The sequence below is a fragment of the Stieleria varia genome (assembly GCF_038443385.1).
Lineage (GTDB): Bacteria > Planctomycetota > Planctomycetia > Pirellulales > Pirellulaceae > Stieleria > Stieleria varia.
This window is the reverse complement of record NZ_CP151726.1, coordinates 3,083,525-3,104,411: the sequence shown is the minus strand read 5'-3', so window position 1 is coordinate 3,104,411 and position 20,887 is coordinate 3,083,525. Positions and strand designations below refer to the sequence as shown.

Here is a 20,887-nt window from a genome sequence, read left to right as displayed (position 1 = left end):
GTTCGGTAGATGAGCCGTTTTGGCGTTAGCCACGGTTTTCGTGACACAACCGTGGCTATCGCCAAAACGGCTAACCCCCAAATCAAGACCGGACGATGCACTAGTGCCAGAATCGCGAGTTGAGCTTTGATACCAGCACCCGTCGCAAGCGAGTGATTCGTGGCGATTTATTCACTCGCTTGCGCTTCGTGCTGGTCTTTGCCTCGTTTCCCTATTCGACTCGATCAACCCGCAGCTAGCTCGCAGTAGTCGGGGCGGCTCGCGGCGGTGGCGTGACGGTAGGCCTTTTGAATCTGGTTGTCGCGGACCAAGAACGTGCCGGGCATTTGAAATCCGTCCCCCTCAAGCTTGCCCACGCCGTGACGGTTCAAGATCGCGGCTTTGAATCCACGCCACCAAACACTCGGGCCGAGCAACTGACTGAACTTGCCTCGCCCCAATTCGTAAGCACGGTAAAGCTCGCAATCCGGATCGCTGATTCGATCCAAGTCTTCGGCTCCGTAGTGGGCGAAGTACGCTTGCGAAGTTTCGTTGTCGCTCATGTGAACGATGACGATCTTGGTGCCACCCGATTCGATCTGCGCACGCTGTTGCCTCAAGTCCGACAGGGCTTCGCGACAGAACGTACAGCCGCTGTGCCGCAGAAATAACACCAAGACGTTTTGTTGCCGCGAAAGTTGAGCGATCGTATTGCCCAGTTGACTCTTGAATTGCTCATTGGCTGTTTGGACGGACATGACGCTGGTTGAACTCGCGCTCGTTGCACTCGGTGCATTGTGATGCTTGAAGGCAGCGTACAGGATAGCAGCGAAGGGTAACCACCAGATCACGTCGTTCGTCAGTGACGTGAGCGAAAACCGTAGCGGCAAATATCCAGGCGAATCCGGTGTGAGCGTCAGCCAGCCATACAGGATCCCGACGGGACCAAACAACTTGCCCAAAAAACCAACGAGCGTCACCGGCCAGTGCCGCAACGGGTCCCGCGCCGCGCACGCGTAGCCGACTCCATAAACACCAACGATCATCCCCACGCATTGCCAAATTGCCGGGTACATGGGGCGAGGAATGTTTGCAAAATCGAACATGTCGTTGGGACGCAGGATCACCCAAATGCCCCACACGATGTTGTATATCGCCGCGAGGACCAGCACGACGCTCATCCAGCGGGGAGACGGTCTGGAGTTGTTTTGATGCGGTTTATTCATAGAAGACTACTGACTTTGTCGTGTTGCGTTGTATCTGTGAGCCAATGCCGCTAGTGCATCGTCCAGTCTTAGAACGTGGGTTCGGTAGATGAGCCGTTTTGGCGTTAGCCACGGTTTTCGTGACGCAACCGTGGCTAACGCCGAAACGGCTAACCCCAAAATCAAGACCGGATGATGCACTAGCCCGGATGATTCATAACCCGACACGTAAGCGAGGGATACTCGGTAATTCCCTCGCTTACGCGTCGGGTTATGAAAAACAATCTGCATTTCCCAAAGATGCCACAACTCATTGTTTGGTCAAACGCGGGCGCGAAATTGGCCGGTCGCCTGGATGTGTTCCCGCAAGTGGTCGCGGCACTGCTGCGCGAACGCTTTCATCTCGTCGGTCCTGTAGTCGGGATACGTCCAGCGGTGGGACACCCACTGTTTGGCAGTGTAGTTCAAAGTGACTTCGGCAAAGATGCCGTCGTGCAAGTACAGTCGGTGATCTCGATCTTTGGTGGTCGCCAAAACCAACTTGGCTTGGGTCACATAACCTGGATCCAGGTTCAAAGGCCGCGACTCAGGGTATTGTGCCCCAGGATGTTGTGATTGCTCAGCGAACTCGCGTTCCCAGGCATTGGTTTCCAGTTTCCATTCGGCCAATCCATCGGGCTGGCACGGCTGTCGACAGGCCACCATGACTTTGCGAAGATCACGGCCCATCTGGGCATCGTAAAATCCGCCGGCGGTGAATGGAAAGTCATGGCTGATGAGCACCAGCTGACCCCATCGGTCGGTGATCCGCTCGATCGCCCACTGACGCACTTCGGCATAGCGAGAGATGACTGCACAAATCCGTATCACCGGTTCGACCAACTCGATTTCCGCCACCTGATTGCCCTGCTATATTCTGCCGCTCTGGCAAGCTTTCCGGCGCCGGATGCTCACACACGCGAAACAACGATTAAAGAACCCTATCATGCATGCTTGGATCGCCGACCGCACGAAGACATTTGACAGTAGCGGTATCCGCAAGGTCTTTGATCTTGCAGCCAAGCTAACCGATCCGATCAATCTGTCGATCGGTCAGCCTGATTTTGATGTTCCCGTCGAAATCCAGGATGCGGCGATTGCGGCGATTCGCGGTGGCAAGAACGCCTACTCGCCGACCCAGGGGATCGCACCGCTGCGTGAGGCCTTGCGTGCTCAGATCGATGCCCAGTATTCCCACGCCGATCGCGACGTGTTCGTCAGCAGCGGCACCAGTGGCGGTCTGATGCTGGCGATGATGGCGATGGTCAATCCGGGCGACGAAGTCATCTTTCTGGATCCCTATTTTGTGATGTATCCCGCCTTGTTGAAAATGTGTGGTGGTGTCCCCGTGGCGGTGGACTCCTACCCTGATTTTCAATTGGACCCGGACAAGATCGCGGCGGCCATCACGCCCAAGACCAAGATGATTTTGGTCAACAGCCCCGCAAACCCGACCGGCGTGTCGGCCACCGCCGAGCAGTTGGAAGCCGTCGCGAAACTGGCGGCCAAGCATGAGATTGCGTTGGTGTCGGATGAAATTTACAGCCGATTTCAGTATGACGCCCCGTTTGTTTCACCGGCAAGCTTTAACGATCAAACCATTGTGATCGACGGGTTCAGCAAGAGCCATGCGATGACCGGCTGGCGTGTCGGTTATGTCCACGGTCCCAGCGAGATCATGGCGACGATGCTCAAGATCCAGCAGTACTCGTTCGTCTGTTCGCCGCAACCATCGCAGTGGGGGGCGCTGCGTGCGATGGACATCGACCTGCAGTCGTACATTGACGACTATCGGGTAAAGCGTGACATGATCGCCGAAGGCTTGAGCGGTCGATACGAGTTCACGCTGCCCGGCGGCGCGTTCTATTTGTTTGCCAAAGCGCCCGGCGGCATGGGAGGCGAAGCTTTCGTCAAACGAGCGATCGAGCGAGGGCTCTTGATCATTCCTGGCAATATTTTCAGTGACCGCGACACCCATTTTCGAATCAGCTTTGCCGCGTCCAACGAAACGTTGAAAAAAGGCATCAAGATGCTGCAGGATTTGCATGACGAGTTGACATGAGACGGTCGGTGGGGCCTGTGATGCCAGCGTCGCTAGTGCCGGAATTGCGAGTTGAGCTTTGGTACCAGCACGACGCGCAAGCGAGTGATTCATGGCGTTTTATTCACTCGCTTGCGCTTCGTGCTGGTATTTGCCTCATTTCCAATCAATGTCAATTCGCGCTCAAAGCACTAGGTTACGTTCGGAAGCCGTCTCGGCTAATCTTTGTTGGATTCCGTTGCTCGATTTTGGCGTCGTTTCCCTCGCTCTCCCTTTCCGTTGCGGTCCATCCTTGATCCTGTCCCAAGTCACCGTTGAGCCGCCCAGCGATCTGGAGCCGACGCCGGTACCACCGATTGATTCGGCGATGCTGTCACAGCAGATCACGAACTCAGAGCCGTCGGTATGGTGGACTGCCAACACGTCGATTTTGTTGGCCGTGATTGTGTTGGCGTTGGGCGTCGCTTCGCTGGTGGGATTCATTCTCTCGCGGCGAGAAAGCATGGGGTTGGAATCAGCCATCATTCGCCGCTTTAACCACAAGCTGCGTGTGTGGTGGATGATGACAGCGATCTTCTTTCTGGGCTTTTTGCTTCACCGACTCGGCGTCGTGGTGCTCTTTGGGCTGGTGTCGTTTTGGGCGCTGCGTGAATTCATCACCATGACGCCGACTCGGCGCGGCGATCACCGAACGTTGTTCTGGGTGTTCTTTATCTTCACTCCGTTGCAATACCTGCTGATCGCAATGGGCAGTCATCCGCCCAAATTCCTGCCATGGGCGGCGAATGTCGATTTCTATGGTTTTTACAGCATCATGATTCCGGTCTACGCCAGTCTGTTCATACCCGCGCGTGCTGCGATCGCTGGTGACTACAAACGATTTTTGGAACGCAGTGCAAAGATCCAGGCGGGCTTGCTGATCTGTGTTTACTCACTCAGCTATGCTCCGGCGTTGCTCGATTTGAACCTCGTTCGCACAGGCGGGGAGGCTTGGGGAGGCAGCAACGTCAGCCTGTTGGTCTTCCTCGTCGTGATCGCTCAAGTCGCGTCGGTGTTGGAGCGTGGTTGGAGCAAGTTGGCGGGGAAGCATGTGATTGCGGAAAAAATCAACGGCTCACGAACTTGGGAAGGATTCCTGGGTTCGATGGTGACAACAGGGTTGGTCGCTGCGTCGCTGTATTGGGCAACGCCGTTCCATCCTTGGGAAGCCGGTGTGTTGGGCGCCGTCGTAACCGTCATGGCTTGTGGTGGAACGATGACCATGAGCGCGATCAAACGCGACCGTGGCGTGACCGATACGGGTACGCTGGTGCAAGGACACGCGGGTGTGCTCGATCAAATCGATAACGTCTGTTTCGCCGCACCCGTCTTCTATCACCTGACACGATTTTTCTTTTCGGTCCCGTGATCCCGTTGGTTGAGAGATCAACCGTCATTTCGAATGTAGTCAAGTGATGAAGCTGCCACTGTTTGATACCCACGCACACCTCAATTCCGATGTGTTTGACGAAGACATCGATGCCGTGGTGGAACGTTCTCGCCAAGCCGGACTGGTCGGGATCACGGTGATCGGGATCGACGCCGCGACCAGCCGGCGTGCCTGCGACTTGGCGGCACAGTACCCCGGTTTCCTTTACGCCGCCGTCGGGATTCAGCCCAACAGCATCGCGGAGTCCGCAGACGATGATTGGCAGATCATCACCGAACTGGCCGGTTATCCGGGGGTCAGAGCGATCGGCGAGACCGGTTTGGATTGCTACTGGGACGATACTCCGATTGACATGCAGCACGAGTACTTTGACCGGCACATGGAACTGTGTCGCCAAACGGGACTGCCGATGGTCATCCACATGCGCGAGAGCGGCCAATTGATCGTCGATCAATTGAGACGCCAAAGCACCGTGCCGACGGGAGTCATGCATTCTTTCACGGGCGATTGGGCGTTGGCCGAAATCTGTCTGCAGATGGGCCTGTACATCAGCTTTGCCGGAATGGTGACCTTCAAGAAAAGCGACGACCTGCGCGACGTTGCCCGCCGCGTCCCCGAAGACAAGTTGTTGATCGAAACGGACTCGCCCTACCTGAGCCCCGAACCGTTTCGCGGCAAACGCCCCAACGAACCGGCGAGAGTGGAACACACCTTGAGATGCCTGGCGGACGTACGCAACGTTTCGCCCGAGCGGTTGGCGGAGGTCTCTACCGAAAACGCCAAGCGTCTGTTTCAGCTCGGCTGAGCCAGAACGCCATGCAATTCGATGGGACGCTACTCCGCGCGAATCTGCCCGGCACGGTTGGCCTGCCAGATTTCGCCGCTATTGAGATCCATCGCGGTCAGCCAACCGCCCCCATAACAGTACGTGTCCAAGCAGATCAAGTGGCCGACTTTGATGATGTCGCCGTCCCGGTTGGCGGTATGGCCGACGACCGCAGTCTTGCCAGTGAAGTGCGCCGGGGGCATCCCATTGGTCAGCGTGTACCAACGCAACATTTCAGACGACTGATCTTCCAACGGCAAGTCGGGATCGTACGCAGCGTGGGTAAAGAAATGGTTTTCCGTTTCGTAATAGTCACCCAGAGACTGCAAAAAATTGAGGTGCGAGGGCGGCAAGAAATCCAGGTCGCCGTCAAAACCGTAGCTTTCCAACGTATCGACGCCACCGTATCGCAACCAACTGTGGTGGGAGGCCCCATGGAAAAGGACGTTCAGCATCATTTCTTCGTGATTGCCCAGAATTCCGACCAAGTGAGTTCGGCCCCCCAGATCCAGCAGTGTGTCGATCACGCCCTTGGAATCCGGCCCCCGGTCCACGTAATCACCCAAAGCGACCACTACGTCGTCTTTGTCGGGCGAAACCACTTCCAACAGCGATTCCAGGGCCTGGCGGCACCCGTGAATGTCCCCAATTGCGATTAACCGTTGATTCACGCTCTCTCCGAAAAGGCAGGCATGGCGATAATGGGTTCAGGAATCTGCAAAAAACGAACGAAGACCCAATCCAGCTCCGCAGAGGGGTGCGGGCGATTTGATTCGCCCATTTGAGGCGGAAATGGGTACAAGCGAGCGATTCTGCCGTTTCTAAAGTAGTCTATCGGCATTCTCGGCCCGCGATGATTGGCAGACAAGTTGCAAGTTTGCGTCCGGTCAGGGAAACTGTCTATACGGCTTGAGTGTCCAAGGAGTTGGCCTTTGGCGACTCCCCAAGCAACCTTTTCTAGGAAATGATCACAAGTGAGCGGAAACCATCCCAACGATCACGCCGGTCGGCCACTGAGCGATCCCGATCCGTCCCAGTCCACTTCGCTAGATGCTTGGAGCGAAGAAGAGCTGGAGGATGAGCCCGCCCTGCAGACCGACGAATCGATCGCACTGCTCGGCAGCATGCTCGTTCACGTCCTGATCATTGTTTCGCTAGCAATCGTTCCACTGAGAACGTTTCAGGCCGAGCCCGAAGCAGTCGTGATCGTTTCCCCACCCAACGAAAAGGAAACACCCGAGCTGATCGAAGAAATCGATTACAGCGAAGCTCCATCGGTCGAGATCGGCGCCAACAGCGAAGCCCAGTCGGATATGGCCGAGGCCTCCGCGGAAATGTTCGCCCCCTCGCCCGAGATCCCCAGCCCCGTCGAGCTGGAGCTGAGTGACTTGGGAGATATCGAAGTCAATCGGTTGTTCGCCGAGCCGGTTGCGCCCATGGATCGCTTGGTCAACCAAAAAGGTTCGGTCGGCCAAGGAGAAACCGGAGCATCGGGCGCTGTGGACCGTTTGACCTACGAGATCCTGCAATCGATGGAAGAACGCCCCACGCTGGTGGTCTGGCTGTTCGATCAAAGCGGTTCGCTGCACCGACAACGGCGTGAGATTCGCGATCGATTTGATCGCATCTACGAAGAGCTGGGGATCATCCAAGAGCAGAAGGAAGAGAAGGAAAAACGACTCGGCGCCCCCAAGATCAATCACGACGCACAACTGCTGACTTCGGTCATCGGTTTTGGCGAAAAGGTCACGCTGTACACCGAGACGCCCATCGAAGACATCGCGGAAATCAAGTCCATCGTCGATGGCATCGAGACAGATTCGTCCGGCACCGAGCGTGTCTTTGCCGCCGTTTCTTCGGCAGCGGACCAGTACAAGATGATGCGAAAGAATCGCAGCGGCGAAGGGCCGCTGCGAAATGTGATGTTCGTGGTCGTTACGGACGAGCGTGGCGACGACCAGCAACAACTGGAAAACGCCATCCAGTCCTGTCGACGCTATGCGATTCCGGTCTACGTGATCGGCGTTCCCGCCCCCTTCGGTCGCGCGACCACACTGGTCAAGTACGTCGATCCAGATCCAAAATACGACCAAACGCCTCAGTGGGCCGAGGTCGACCAAGGCCCCGAGACTCTGTTGCCCGAACGAGTCCAGTTGGCCTTCACCGGTAATTTCGAAGAAGAACCGGTGATCGACAGCGGTTTTGGCCCCTACGCTCTGACTCGGTTGAGCTACGAGACCGGCGGGATTTATTTCACCGTTCACCCCAATCGAAACGTCAGCCGTCGAGTCAATCGACGCGAGGTCGCCGAGTATGCCTCGGACATGGAGTACTTTTTTGATCCCAACGCGATGTCTCGCTATCGACCCGACTATTTGTCACCACAGGATTACATGACCAAGGTGAAATCGAGCCCATTGCGTCAAGCTTTGGTGACCGCCGCTCAGATGAAACCCGCAACAGGACTAGCTCGGCCACGGACCCGATTCCAGCAGCTCGATCCGGCTCGCTTGGCGGGCGAGTTGACCACGGCGCAACAAGACGCCGCATTGTTGGAACAGCCACTTGCTCGCTTGGCCATGACGCTCGAACCAGGCATGAAGTACCGAGAAAGCGAAGAAAGCCCGCGTTGGCGTGCCGGATACGACTTGGCCATGGGCCGTGTCCTCGCCCAAAAAGTTCGCACCGAAACCTACAACGCGATGCTTGCAAAAGCCAAGTTGGGGATGACGTTCGAGAACGAAAAGAACAACACTTGGGTCCTGGAACCAAGTGACGACGTCACCGTCGGCAGCAAGTGGAAACGAGAAGCCGAAACGGCGAGATCGCTGTTGGAGTCTGTCGTAACCGACCACGAGGGAACGCCATGGGCTTTGCTAGCTCAACGTGAGTTGGCGGTGCCCATCGGTTGGGTGTGGAAAGAAGAGTTCACTCCTCCACCGGCACCTCGCACGAATACGCCCGGGAACAACAATAACAACAACCGTCCCCCCAACGACGACAAAAAGCGGATGCTGAAAAAAGCACCCACGCGTCCCGTTCCCAAACTGTAGTGCTGACCCGCAATAGCATTGCGACATTGTTGATTCAGCAAGCCGAGACGCTCAATCGTCGAGGCCCACCGCTATGCCGGGCTGTTCAAATTTGGTGTTGACATTGTTTTTTCAGTCCATGTTTTTGTCCCATGCATCGCAATCAGAGTGAGCCTCAGGCGCTAGCCTTGGGCCGGCACCACAATCCGCCTCAGGCCCACGGCTAGCGCCTGAGGCTCACTGGGGGCCACCAGCTGCGCCGGGAGAGTGAGCCTCAGGTGCTAGCCTTGGGCCGGCACCACAATCCGCCTCAGGCCCACGGCTAGCGCCTGAGGCTCACTGGGTGCCACCAGCTGCGCCGGCAGAGTGAGCCTCAGACGCTAGCCTTGGGCCGACACCACAATCCGCCTCAGGCCCACGGCTAGCGCCTGAGGCTCACTGGGTGCCACCAGCTGCGCCGGGAGAGTGAGCCTCAGGCGCTAGCCGTGGGCCGGCACCACAATCCGCCTCAGGCCCACGGCTAGCGCCTGAGGCTCACTGGGTGCCACCAGCAGTGCCGGGAGAGTGAGCCTCAGGTGCTAGCCTTGGGCCGGCACCACAATCCACCTCAGGCCCACGGCTAGCGCCTGAGGCTCACTGGGGGCCATCAGCTGCGCCGGGAGAGGTGACGGAAACTTGCGGAGCGCCATAGTGCTACAACCCGAAATTTTGAACAGCCCACCATTAGGCCCGCTAGCCCGGATTATTCATGCGACTCGCTACGGTCTTCGCAACACGATTGCGTGAAACGGCTTGCGCGGATTGGCACGAAAGCAGTCTCAGCAGCTGAGGGAGGTGACCATGGAAAGAAACGGCTAAAAAATAGCGTCGAAACATCGAGCAACGAGCGGGACCGCATCTCTGGGCTGTAAACGCGATCGACTCTCACCCCTACGTTCTCGATTGGCTCCTCCATCTTCTCTTGCCCTTTGTGCCCTGCATTCTTTATGACCACGCGGGTCTCATTTCGCTCGCGCAAAAGAGTTGCAGCATGTTTGGCAGAAAGCCTTCGCAAATCTCGTCTCGCCCACTGTCTCCTGGGTTCTCGCCTTCTCGCGGCCGATCGTTCGCACTTTGCTCCGCGATCGCAGGCTGCCTGATCCTCTCGGCGGGCTGTTCCTCGCTGATGAACAAGGATTCCAAGCGTGACGCGGCCAAATCGACCGCGGACCTGCTGACGGTCCCCACGCCTCCCGATTTGATTCGACAAGCCGCATCGCCTCGTGGGCTGCACGCGATTCCGATCGAAGGCGTCGGTCTGGTCAATGCGCTTGAGCAAACTGGTGGCCCGGTGGACCCGTCAACGTTTCGCGATCAGCTAATCGACGAAATGCGACACAAGGATGTGGAAGACCCCAATCAGATCCTGGAACTCGATTCGACCGCTGTCGTCAGAGTCGTCGGCGCGATCCCGGCGGGTGCTCGTCGGGGGGACCCGATCGATTTGAAAATCATCTCACCCGAAGGCAGCCGCGCGACCGACCTTCGTGGAGGCTGGCTACTGGACACGCGTCTTCGTCATCAACAGGTGCTCGACCAACGGTTGCGACAAAGCGATTTGATGGCGATTGCGATGGGCCCAGTTCTGACGCGAAAAACGCACGACATCGGATCCGCAGAAGCCTTGGCCTTGGAGGGGCGTGTCCTTGGCGGCGGTCGCATTCAAGTCACACGAAAATTGGGGCTCGTATTGCGACCAGAATACCAGCACGTGATGGTCTCCAAAGCGATCACCGCCGCGATTAACGAACGCTTCTTTTTCTTTGACGGAACCACGCGTCGTGGAATCGCGAAAGCCATCGAAGACGACTACATAGAAATTGAAGTCCATCCTCGGTATCGCGAAAACGTTTACCGCATGATGGCCGTGATCAATTCGATCGCGATCAGCCCTCGCAACGATTCCCAAGCTCGCTTGGAACGCTTGGCCGGCGAGATGCAAGATGTCGGCAAAGCGGCCGGGGCGGCATTGCAACTGGAGGCAATGGGAGAGAATGCGATCCCGACCTTGGTCGACGCTGCCAAATCCAGCAACCCAGAGCTTCGCTTCTATGCCGCAGAGGCTCTGGCCTACTTGGATCGCATCGAAGCGGTTGAGTTGTTGGAACAGGCGATCCGAAGCGAACCTGCTTTCCGCCAACCCGCCTTTGTCGCCATGCAAACCATGAAATCGCCGATGGTGGTCCCGGCATTGAAACGATTGCTGAACGAACCGAGCTTGGAGACACGATACGCCGCATTGGTCACTTTGCGAAAACGTGCCGACGGCAGACAAATGCTCAGCGGCAAGATCCACGCAGACTCCTTCCGACAAATCGATGTCGCATCGACAGCCAGCCCGTCGGTCGTTGTTTCACTCCGCGAGAACCAAGAGATTTGCCTGTTCGGAAACGTTCCTCCCTTGGACATTGCGACTTTCGTGCTCGGTCCTGGCGGGCTGGTGATCAAACCGGACGAGACCGATCCCGGTCGTTTGCGAATCAGCCGTTTCCAAACCGGACAGGAAGATCGATTGGCGGTCGTACCCAATAGCATCCCAACGTTGATCGATGGCATCGTTACTGTCGGCGGCAACTACGGCGATGTCGTGTCGGTGCTACGCAATGCAAAAGACAAAGGCTATCTGACCGCCCAACTCGCTTTCGATCCGCTCCCCCAAGCATTCCGAACCTACTATCGCGACGACGAAGCGGGAGAAGAAGCGGAAGAAGAAACCGAATAGAGAAACACGTAGCCGCGTCTCTCCGAGACGCGAAAAACGAGTGTTGCTTGCCATCGGTCTGAACTGCTCAAAGTTTGGGGTTGTGTCTTTTGGGGTTTGCGCAAGTTCATGTCCCTACTGCCGGCGCAGCTGGTAGGCCCAGTGAGCCTCAGGCGCTAGCCGTGGGCCTGAGGCGGGTTGTGGTGCCGGCCCACGGCTAGCGCCTGAGGCTCACTCTCCCGGCACTGCTGGTGGCCCCCAGTGAGCCTCAGGCGCTAGCCGTGGGCCTGAGGCGGATTGTGGTGCCGGCCCACGGCTAGCGCCTGAGGCTCACTTTGATTGCGTTGCATGGAACTCCGCCGAGCGAAGCGGAGTTCCGTATTGCCCCCAACCTTTTGACAGTCCGGCACAGAACCGTCTGAACGAGATTGGACGGCAGCGAGTTGCGAGTCTCGGAGAGTCTCGCCTACGTGGTTGCAGTGATCGCAGCTCGCGTTGATTTGTTCTTCTGTACAAACGCTGCGGCGCGTTCCCTATCTCCAGTCTGTTGATACAAATCACTCAAGAGTGACATCGGTGCGGACCAAAGCGGTGTTTCGTGATGAGCCCGCTCGGCCCACTGGATGGCTTCCTGATGCAGGCAAAGTGAATGGTGGGCAATGGCTCCGAAGTACCAAGCAGCCGCACACGTTTTGTCGTCTCGTGTCGCATCGGCAAGGAATTCGATTGCCCGCCGATGCTGATCCAAGTCGCACAACGCCTTGCCGATCTCGAGTGCCAGTTCCCCTTGATAGCCCAAACCCTGGGCCGCGATCTGATAGCAGTGCATCGCACGGTCGACTCGTCTCAACTCCACCCACAGCAATCCGAACGCAGTTGCCGTGATCGCTTGTTGGGTTTCTGCAGATCCGTTGAGTCCAACGACCCGACCGTCGATCTGCTGGGACTCCATCGCCCATTGCATCACGGTGTCGAGGGAGACATCCAGCATCCGCGCGGCAACAGCACAAGCTTTCTGGGTTGGGCAATTCGGGACATCCGGCAAAGTCACCGATCGGCCTGTCCAATGCCGGACGAGATCCGATGCCAAGGGACGAAAGCGATGCGGCAGAAAACCACTGTGGTAGGACAACGAGATTGTCCGCTGCGGATCGTTCAGCGGTAAAGCGTCGAGTGTCGCGGCGATCACGGCCGGGTCCGTCCCCAGTTGGTCGCCCGGCAGCGAAACGAAGTAGTCGATGTCGATATCGATCAACGTATCGGTCGGCAGATTCAACCGAGCCAAGTCGTTGTGTCGACAGATCGTGATCGGCAGCCCGAGCAACTGTCCCGCGATCGCGTCACTCGCGCCGGGGGCGATCAACCGAAAAGAATGAGCGTCGGCCAACGCCACGCCCTTCATTTGCGTCAGCTCGTCGATCGATGAGGCTGAGTGTTCGATGGAGACATGAGGAGGCGCGACCCAAACCAAGCGTTCGATGATGCCAAGACGAAATGCTGCGTACAGAAAGTCCTCGATGCTGTAACTGAAGCCTTGTTCGGGAAACAGATGATGAGGTTTTGCCAGACGCTCGACTTGAACAACCGATTCAGCATCCAACAGTCGTTGGATGCGATCTGCCGCAATGAATTGAACGTCCAGATGAGCGTCAAAGCAAACCAGCGTTTTTCCTTTGACGCCGCGTCCATACCAATGCCCCAGCACTTGATGGTGTTCTTCAAAGAGATAGGTTTCCAACAAAATATCACCACCCGTACGTCAGCCTTTCCAGGCCGGCACTGGCTCCTGATGTCAGCCTGGAAAGGCTGACGTACTTTTCATGCATCACTCTTGCTCGCGAACACGACGGCCAAGTCAACGACTTCGTGTCCTCCGGCGGTCAACAAGATCGCGTCGTCTTTACATTCCAGGTCGCTGGCTTGGGCATCCTCTGGCGTCCAATGGATGCGCTCATGGTCAGTACCGGATCGCACTTGAGCGGCCGCCTCGACGCTGCGGCAAAACCGAATCGCCATCCTTGCCGAACTCGGTCGTCCGTTCACAATGCGTACCAACGCGGCCAGTTTGCCGTCGTCGCGTTTTGCCACATGCAATCTCGTCAGGTTACAGTCGGCCGGCGAAACGTGCGCCAGCCAGCCTTGCTCTGGCACTTTGCATACCCGATCGATCGGCACCAACGAGGGAGGAGCGATCAGCGACTTGGCGGTGGACAACGGGTCGGTTGTGTCAAATCCGATCGCGAATTGGAACGAGTGATTGTCTTTGTCCGGTCCAGTGGTGATCAACGTGTCAAGGAATCGGTCGCCGACGCGGCGATGAAACGCGTTGCCAAAGGACGCGACCAAGGTTTGCCGTTCGGCTTCGTCGATCAACACACCCAACGGAGAAATCATTCGTCGTCGGCTGGAACGGTGGATTTTGTCTCGCACCAACGTGCGGACGATCGCCGAATCGTTGACCACGGCCACTCGGCTGGCGATGTAGTTTTTCCACGGGTCGGTGGGTTGCGTTGATTTGGGCGTGACGTTTCCGGTCACATGCAGCAGACGGCTGCCGCGTTGCAACTGATATTGGATGGTGTACTCGCCGAGCACCGACTTGTCCTTGCCGATCAGCTTCCCCGTGCAACGTAGGCTTGCACTGACGGGCGAGTTGGTGACAACCTCAAAGCGATCGCAAACCATCTCGGACTCTGACTTGTTGCCAGAAATTTGCGACGCGTGCACCAAACGCATCGAGAATCGATTACCGCGTTCGCCGCCGCTGTAGACGCTGGCGACGCCACCGGACTTGGGGTCGATGCTCAGGACCATGAACTCGTTGGTCATGACGTGTTGATCGGCAATGTTCTTTTCTCCGCCGCCAAACAAGCGGCGAGCCAACCCCGGTTGGGATGCCGGACGCTCACCGGCTTTGACCGTCGAGAATCCGCAGGCGGTCACATCAACCGTCACGTCGGTCGATTTGGAGTCGTGACGCGTAGCCGCATAAACATGCTTGGACTTCGCCGGCGCACCGCCTGCGATGGTGGACTGGACGCGACAACCGACTCCATGAGGATTGATCAGCATCATCGCCGAGCAGAGCGAATCGGCCGAGACGACTTGAGCACCCAACGCGGTCGCCAAAATCCCAGAGGCTGACTCAACATCGTCGTCGCTCGCCGATCGTGGACTTACTTCGGTCGCCGATTTTCCACTGACCAGGGATGCCAGAGCGACGGTCCGTTCCCGGGATTCTTGGATGACCGATTCTCGGAACGTTTTGGCAAAGGACTCGATGGTCCCATTGGGGGCTTTGGATCGGAGCAGTGTGCCCAGGAACTCGTCCGAGTGCCCGTGGTCTGATTGATGGGTGGCGTGATGGTACGGTTTTTCGCCGACGCGAAAGTAGTCGTCTAGTGTCCAAAACTTGCCCAGTGCAACCGACCAGGAAGCGGCCCGACGCAAATCCAAGAAACTGTCACAGGCTTTGCCGGGCCAGTGAGCCAACAGCGCGGTCGCGATTTCGCCGCCGTCGATCGATTCGCCCAGGCGAGCGCCCAAGTTGAGGAAAGCTGAATCGCTGGCGGCATCGATCGGCTTGGCGGTCAGTGATTCGATCTCGGCGCCGCCGCCCTGCTGGATGACTTTGGACTCTTCTCCGAATCCGGTGCCCATAGCAAAGTCAATCGGGATCATCCCGACGTAGCCCAACGCGACGAGTGTCGCAGTCATGTCCGATGGCAGTGCACCGGTGAACCTTGCGAAGACAGACGGGCGGGTTCCAATCGATGCTGTTGCGTTTTCCAGACCCTCGTTCAGTGCTTTCTCTGCATCATCAAACGACAAGGCGTCGAAACAGACTTGAGCGTCCGGTGCACCACCGGCCCACCCCACAAGCGAATCGGCAAGCATCTGTTTCAAAGGATCGTAGCGTCCATCGGTTGCCTGAGCGATCTCGTCGGCCACGGGCGCGTCGATCAGGACATTGCTTGGCCGAGGCAGAACACCATGGTCGTCACCGTCGGTAGGCGTCTGGGGAGACAGCGTTTTGAGCCAATCGTCGTCGAGGGCACGACGCAGAATATCCGGGGTCAGCAACTGAAGGTCGATCAAGTGCGGGTCGGAGGAGAAATAGTGATCGCGTTCTTCGGCCAACGCGTCGTATGCATCATGCAAGGCTTCCGCAGTCTTGGCGGCATCACCGGCCAGGAAAGCCTCTGCCGCATCGATCACGCGTGTTTGTAGGTACAGTTCGTCCAAGTTGCTTGTGTACCTCAGTCGCCGCGTCATCACCTGGACTTGCAGTAACGAGTAGCCGATGGCAAAGAAATCTGCGATGGAGATCGTCCGGTGCTCGAACTGGAGCTCGGTGGAACTTTGCAAATCGAGCTGCCCGAGCATTTCGCTGCGATCAGCGCCGTCGAGCCAACGGCATCGCGGATTCGCCTCGCACTTGCGTCGATAGTTCTTGGGGATCTGATCCAGACTGGCCGACGGAACCGCGATCACTCGTGCCCCATCGGGCTCGGGCGGGGCGTCCGCTCGGTACCAAGTCGGCGTCTGACGCGTGCGTGCCAGCAGCTCTGGGTGCCAAAGCACAGTCCAGGCCGCCAAGAGTCCACGTGCCTCTTCATCCGTACCATCCGTTGGAAAGTCCTCCAAAGTGGCGGAGGGAATCAGGACACAACACTCGTCAATCGGGGACGCTTCGTCAGGCGACATGAACAGATTCGGCAGGGATCGGAGGAAAGAATTTGACGCCGGGGCTGGCCAACGGGTACACTGTAGATCGCTTTGCGGAATTCGGTAGGTGGCTCACCAGCTCCCTGACGGGGCTCCGGCGGCCTCGAATTGGCCCTTGGGACCCGTTGCGGATAACCCCAACGGGCACACTAAGGTTACCCGACTCCCACAAAGTTCCTTATCCAAGTTCATTATTGCGTCGCTACTCATGAGGTATCGCAAGCCCGTTGGCAAACTCTGGGGGTCCGGAAGTCGGATGATCCCAAAATCGCCGAAACGAGTTGCGGTCCAGACCGCCATCCTGGTGCTCACCCCCTTGCGGATAGACTGATCCCCAGAATCGTCATTTTTTGCGTAAACTGCAATTGATTCATTACCCAAATCCACCCTCCCCCACGGGTTTACGTGGAGGGACCCGTTAGGGCTGAGTAAGATTTGCACCGTAGAGTTTGAGCCGCCGAGCAAGCGTGAAATCGAGTACGCGTGAAATCGTGGGATCCGTATCCTACACGAGATCTCGGAGGCGCACGAGTTTTGGTGATCCGTTAACCTAAACATTGTTCCGACCGCCATTTCGTCGGGACAGGTGTTCTGGCGAAAACGGTCAAAGACGCAACCTATTCCAATTTGCTTCGACAAAATCGAAGCCATCAACGCAGACAATCAATCATGGCCAACAGTTCATCCGTTTGGGGAATCGAAATCGGACAGTCAGCGCTCAAGGCGTTGAGGTGCTCGATCGTGGATGGTGAGATCGTCGCGGACGCATTCGACTACATCGAATACCCCAAAATCCTCAGTCAGCCCGAAGCGGTTCCAGAAGAACTGATCGCCGACGCGCTGTTGCAACTGCTGGAACGTAACGACGGACTGAACGAAAAGGTCTGTATCAGTGTGCCCGGTCAAAGCGGTCTGGCGAAATTCTTCAAACCGCCGCCGGTCGAAGTCAAAAAGATCGCCGACCTGGTTCGTTACGAAGCCCGCCAGCAGATCCCCTTCGATCTCAACGACGTGGTCTGGGACTACCAGATGATGCCCGGCAGCATGGTCGAGGAAGGCTATGCGTTGGAAAGTGAAGTCGGCTTGTTCGCAATGAAACGCGATCAGGCTTACCGTCAATTGGCTCCCTTTGACCGCGCCAATGTGGAAGTCGACGTGGTGCAGTTGGCACCGGTGGCGCTCTACAACATGGTCGCCTACGATCGCATGAACGAGCGGTTGGAAAGCGAGATGTTTGACGCGGACAACCCGCCACCATCGAGCGTGTTGCTTTCGATCGGCACGGACAGCAGCGACTTGATCGTGACCAACGGTTTCCGGATCTGGCAACGCAGCATGCCGATCGGCGGCAACCACTTCACGCGTCAGTTGACCAAAGACCTCAAGATGACTTTCGCCAAAGCGGAGCATCTGAAACGCAATGCGCGTGAGGCGGTGGATCCCAAGTTGATCTTCCAAACCATGCGGCCCGTGTTCAATGACTTGGTCACCGAAGTCCAGCGGTCGATCGGATTCTTTCGCAGCATTCACAAGAAAGCCGAGATCAGCGAACTGTTGATCACCGGAAACACGGTCAAGATGCCCGGTCTGGCTGCCTATCTCGGAAAGAACCTGGGATTTGAAGTCCATGTGCTGGATCGATTCAATCGCCTAGGTGGCGACGACGTGCTTTCGATCCCGACGTTCCGCGACAACGCGACCACGTTTGCCGTTTGCTATGGTTTGTGTTTGCAAGGCCTGGGTGTCTCCCAAATGGATGCCAGCTTGATCCCTCAGGAGATCAAGACGGCTCGCATGATTCGCGCCAAGAAACCATGGACCATCGCCGCACTGGCCGCTCTCTTGATCGGAATGACCGGCAATTACTTCTTCGTCCAAAGCAACTGGCGTAAGACGCATCCGGACAAGTGGAGCCGTTCCTTTACCGCAGTGTCCACGGCAACCGCCGCGGCTTCGGAGCATCGTGAAAAGGACAAGACGCTGGATGCCAAGCTGACTTATCTCAACAAGGTCGGTGAAGAAATCGCGGGTGACCGCGAGTCTCGCCTGACGTGGATGGAAGTCATCGATGCGATCAACCAGCTCATCCCGCGATTTGAAACCCCCGACGGAAAACCGCTCAAGAATCACGTCGATCGCAAAGATTTCTACATCACTCAGTTCGATACCAAATTCTACGAGGATCTCAAGACGGATTGGTACACCGAACTGCTCGCGTCGCGTTTCAAGAATGAAATGACCGACTGGTACACCGTCAAAGGCAAACCGCTGCCCGCAGAACCGCTGGAAACACTCTACCCGGGTCCGGAAGGCAAGGGGTGGGTGATCGAGTTGAGAGGCTATCACTACTACAACAGCGAAGACCGGATCGGAGAACGTGGCAGTGACCACGTGCGTAAGTATTTCACAAACGCGTTCTTTGAAGGTGAGATCCAATTGCCCGATCCTCGCGATCCGGCAAAGAAAATCACCTTCACTCCACAGCAGTTTGGGTTCAGCTATCCGCTGATGCTCAACGTCGTCGAGCCCGTCAAAGTCAAAGTGGAGAATCCGGATTTTGACCCCGATTTGGTCAAATCGGGTGTTGCGGCGGGGATGAGGGGTATGGCCGCGCAGTCGGGGCAAGATAAGGATCCGGCAAAGCAGCAGTACCTGGAAGTGCCCCGACACGATTTCGTTTTCCAACTGGTTTGGCAGCCGAACTTGTTCAGTGAACGAGTCAAAGTGCTGGAAGAAGAAGCCGCTGCGGCGGCCGAGGCAGCAGAAGCAGAGAAGGCAGCACAAGCGGCAGCGGATGACTCCGTTGCCATGAATTAAACATTTCGATCCCGCGTGCCGTGGGCCAAACCCGTCTACGCACGCCAGTTACCATCCCGTCCGTTCGCTTCATTCTGGTCGATCGCCATGGATCAACTCAAACAACAACTCGCCGTTGCTCTTAAGTACGGATTCTGGGCCGGGGCCGCAGTCGTGCTGCTGGGGTCATGCGGGGTCTGGTACATGACCACATCTTCGTTGGAGCAAGAGATCAGCTCTCAGACCGGAAAAATCAAATCGAATGACTCGTCGGTCACAACCGTGAGAAATGAAATGGGCGATCAACCCAATGACATTTCCCATGAGAAGATGCAGGCGATGATCGATGCCCGCAAACAGGAAGTGCTCGATGCTTGGCAAACGGTATTTGATGCCCAGACAAGTATTCTCACTTGGCCCCAAGAGCTGAAGCAGGACTTTATCGATCGATTCCAGTACGTTCGAACGGAAACCGGCGAGATCGATCGCACGACGCGAAAACTGCCCGTAGAGAAATATGTCGAGTTTCCCGTCCAAGAGTCCGAGAAAGTTCCCCAGACCATTCGCGATCGATACGCACGTTATATTGGCAATGTCTTGCCCGACTACGCGGCCATCATCAAAGCTGAATGGACGGCAGATTTCGAAGCCAAGAGCGGCGGACCCGGTGGCGGCTACGAAGAAATGATGATGCCCAGCATGACCCCCTCGGGTACCTTGAGAGCCAAGACGGGACCAGAGCCCCTGGTGAAGTGGAGCAAATCCAGCCAGGAAGCCGTTCTGAAGGACCTGTTCCCCTGGCGAGGCTCCACGCCATCCACGCTGGAGATCTATTACTCACAAGAAAACCTGTGGATCTTGCACCAATTGCTCAGCATCATCGCCACCGTCAACGGGGACGCACAGCAACCCTTTGAAGCAAAAATCCGTGAGATCCAAAAGATCGCCATCGGCAACAAGTCGGTGAAGTTCGGTCAAGGAACCATTAGCAAGCCAGGTTCACCCATGGCCGGAATGGGCTACGGTGGGATGGGCATGGATATGGGAATGGACATGGGAATGGACATGGGCAGCATGGACATGTATGCCAGCGACATGGCCAGCGGTGGATTCATGGCCGAAGAAACAGATCCCGGTGCCGAACGATACGTCAACCTGCAAATGGAGCCGATCGGCGGAGCAGACATGCGAACCGCCTTCAGCAGCGACGATCCAAGCCAAGTCGCCCTCGCCGTTGCCAAACGACTGCCCGTGATGATGCGTCTGCAAATGGATCAACGAGCCGTCGCCGACTTGATCGCCGCCTGCGGAAACGCGCCCCTGATGGTCGAAGTCAAGCAGGTGCGTGAGCTGCCAAAGGGTTCGGCAGGAGCAACAGGTGGATCAAGCGACACTGGCATGGAAGAATCCATGAGCATGAGCATGGACGAAATGTCAGGCATGAGCAGCATGGGCAGTGGCGGGGCATTGCCACCGAAAAAACAAGATGACTTCCCGCTCGACCTCGACATCGAAATCTATGGCCTGATTTACTTCTACAACCCCCCCAACGAAGAGGCCCTCGGGATCGACAAAGTGGTCGACGAAGTGGACATCGACTCGGGCACTAGCGGAACGACGGATCTGCCACCACCAACAAATGCCACTCCTGCTGATCCAACTCCAGCTAACCCAGTGCCAGCGAACCCGGTTCCAGCCGATGGCTCAAATCCGGCAACGGGCACGACTGCTCCCGCGACCCCGACGGATCCCGCTGTGACAACACCCGCTACTGGGGCACCCGCTGCAGCAACCCCTGCTGATCCTGTTCCGCCGGTGGATCCTGCGGCCGGGACGCCAGCCGTGCCCCCACCCAGTAATCCAGCTACGAATCCAGCTACGAATCCAGCTACGAATCCAGCTACGAATCCAGCTACGAATCCAGCAACGGGGCCTGCAGACGCACCTGTTCCGCCTGCCGGCGTGGACCCGGCCGCGACCACCCCGTAGCCAGACCATCACAACTGATCAATCACACGTCCGTTGGGCGTGAATCGCATAGCCCCCTGACAACCTTTTCAAGAATCCATTCT

Annotated in this window: 12 protein-coding genes; 7 read left to right on the top strand and 5 right to left on the bottom strand. The window is 57.1% G+C overall.

Annotated features, from left to right (window positions below; genetic code table 11):
* Nucleotides 1-224: 224 nt before the first annotated feature.
* Entirely contained in the window at nt 225-1,205 is a 981-nt protein-coding gene (locus Pla52nx_RS10275; RefSeq protein WP_146521601.1) for a peroxiredoxin-like family protein, read from the bottom strand.
* A gap of 300 nt (nt 1,206-1,505) precedes the next feature.
* Nucleotides 1,506-2,081 (bottom strand): DUF4416 family protein, encoded by a 576-nt coding sequence (locus tag Pla52nx_RS10270; RefSeq protein WP_146521600.1) that lies wholly within the window; start codon nt 2,079-2,081, stop codon nt 1,506-1,508.
* Between the two features lie 88 nt (nt 2,082-2,169).
* On the opposite strand from Pla52nx_RS10270, the gene Pla52nx_RS10265 reads away from it, so the two are divergent.
* The 3 genes from Pla52nx_RS10265 (at nt 2,170) to Pla52nx_RS10255 (ending at nt 5,498) form a co-directional block, all read left to right on the top strand.
* Entirely contained in the window at nt 2,170-3,285 is a 1,116-nt protein-coding gene (locus Pla52nx_RS10265) for a pyridoxal phosphate-dependent aminotransferase (protein ID WP_146521599.1), read from the top strand.
* A gap of 271 nt (nt 3,286-3,556) precedes the next feature.
* Nucleotides 3,557-4,672, top strand: coding sequence for a phosphatidate cytidylyltransferase (locus tag Pla52nx_RS10260; RefSeq protein ID WP_231742172.1), 1,116 nt, complete (start codon nt 3,557-3,559; stop codon nt 4,670-4,672).
* 46 nt (nt 4,673-4,718) lie between these two features.
* Nucleotides 4,719-5,498 carry a TatD family hydrolase gene (locus Pla52nx_RS10255; protein ID WP_146521598.1) on the top strand — a complete coding sequence of 260 codons (780 nt, stop codon included), beginning with the start codon at nt 4,719-4,721 and terminating at the stop codon, nt 5,496-5,498.
* A 29-nt stretch (nt 5,499-5,527) separates the two neighbouring features.
* On the opposite strand, the gene Pla52nx_RS10250 is transcribed toward Pla52nx_RS10255, so the two are convergent.
* Entirely contained in the window at nt 5,528-6,190 is a 663-nt protein-coding gene (locus Pla52nx_RS10250; protein WP_146521597.1) for a metallophosphoesterase family protein, read from the bottom strand.
* A gap of 303 nt (nt 6,191-6,493) precedes the next feature.
* Between Pla52nx_RS10250 and Pla52nx_RS10245 the strand changes: the two genes are divergently transcribed.
* Both Pla52nx_RS10245 and Pla52nx_RS10240 read left to right on the top strand, forming a co-directional pair.
* The gene (locus tag Pla52nx_RS10245; protein ID WP_231742171.1) at nt 6,494-8,572 is read left to right on the top strand and encodes a vWA domain-containing protein; all 2,079 of its coding nucleotides are present in this window, start codon (nt 6,494-6,496) and stop codon (nt 8,570-8,572) included.
* A 1,144-nt stretch (nt 8,573-9,716) separates the two neighbouring features.
* Nucleotides 9,717-11,312 (top strand): HEAT repeat domain-containing protein, encoded by a 1,596-nt coding sequence (locus tag Pla52nx_RS10240; protein ID WP_231742170.1) that lies wholly within the window; start codon nt 9,717-9,719, stop codon nt 11,310-11,312.
* Nucleotides 11,313-11,757: 445 nt separating this feature from the next.
* On the opposite strand, the gene Pla52nx_RS10235 is transcribed toward Pla52nx_RS10240, so the two are convergent.
* Nucleotides 11,758-13,029: a UPF0489 family protein gene (locus Pla52nx_RS10235; RefSeq protein ID WP_197454818.1), complete on the bottom strand. Its 1,272-nt coding sequence runs from the start codon at nt 13,027-13,029 to the stop codon at nt 11,758-11,760.
* A gap of 80 nt (nt 13,030-13,109) precedes the next feature.
* Entirely contained in the window at nt 13,110-15,998 is a 2,889-nt protein-coding gene (locus tag Pla52nx_RS10230) for a hypothetical protein (protein WP_146521595.1), read from the bottom strand.
* Nucleotides 15,999-16,688: 690 nt separating this feature from the next.
* On the opposite strand from Pla52nx_RS10230, the gene pilM reads away from it, so the two are divergent.
* Both pilM and Pla52nx_RS10220 read left to right on the top strand, forming a co-directional pair.
* Nucleotides 16,689-18,836 carry a type IV pilus assembly protein PilM gene (gene pilM, locus Pla52nx_RS10225; protein ID WP_146521594.1) on the top strand — a complete coding sequence of 716 codons (2,148 nt, stop codon included), beginning with the start codon at nt 16,689-16,691 and terminating at the stop codon, nt 18,834-18,836.
* Nucleotides 18,837-18,923: 87 nt separating this feature from the next.
* On the top strand, nt 18,924-20,804 hold the full coding sequence (locus Pla52nx_RS10220) for a hypothetical protein (RefSeq protein WP_197454817.1): 1,881 nt from the start codon (nt 18,924-18,926) through the stop codon (nt 20,802-20,804).
* The last annotated feature ends 83 nt before the right edge of the window (nt 20,805-20,887 follow it).

Bases quoted from the DNA above. Each gene is read 5' to 3' on its own strand.
- Pla52nx_RS10275 (WP_146521601.1), bottom strand. From the start codon at position 1,205: ATGAATAAACCGCATCAAAACAACTCCAGACCGTCTCCCCGCTGGATG.
- Pla52nx_RS10265 (WP_146521599.1), top strand. From the start codon at position 2,170: ATGCATGCTTGGATCGCCGACCGCACGAAGACATTTGACAGTAGCGGT.
- Pla52nx_RS10255 (WP_146521598.1), top strand. From the start codon at position 4,719: ATGAAGCTGCCACTGTTTGATACCCACGCACACCTCAATTCCGATGTG.
- Pla52nx_RS10240 (WP_231742170.1), top strand. From the start codon at position 9,717: ATGAACAAGGATTCCAAGCGTGACGCGGCCAAATCGACCGCGGACCTG.
- Pla52nx_RS10230 (WP_146521595.1), bottom strand. From the start codon at position 15,998: ATGTCGCCTGACGAAGCGTCCCCGATTGACGAGTGTTGTGTCCTGATT.
- pilM (WP_146521594.1), top strand. From the start codon at position 16,689: ATGGCCAACAGTTCATCCGTTTGGGGAATCGAAATCGGACAGTCAGCG.
- Pla52nx_RS10220 (WP_197454817.1), top strand. From the start codon at position 18,924: ATGGATCAACTCAAACAACAACTCGCCGTTGCTCTTAAGTACGGATTC.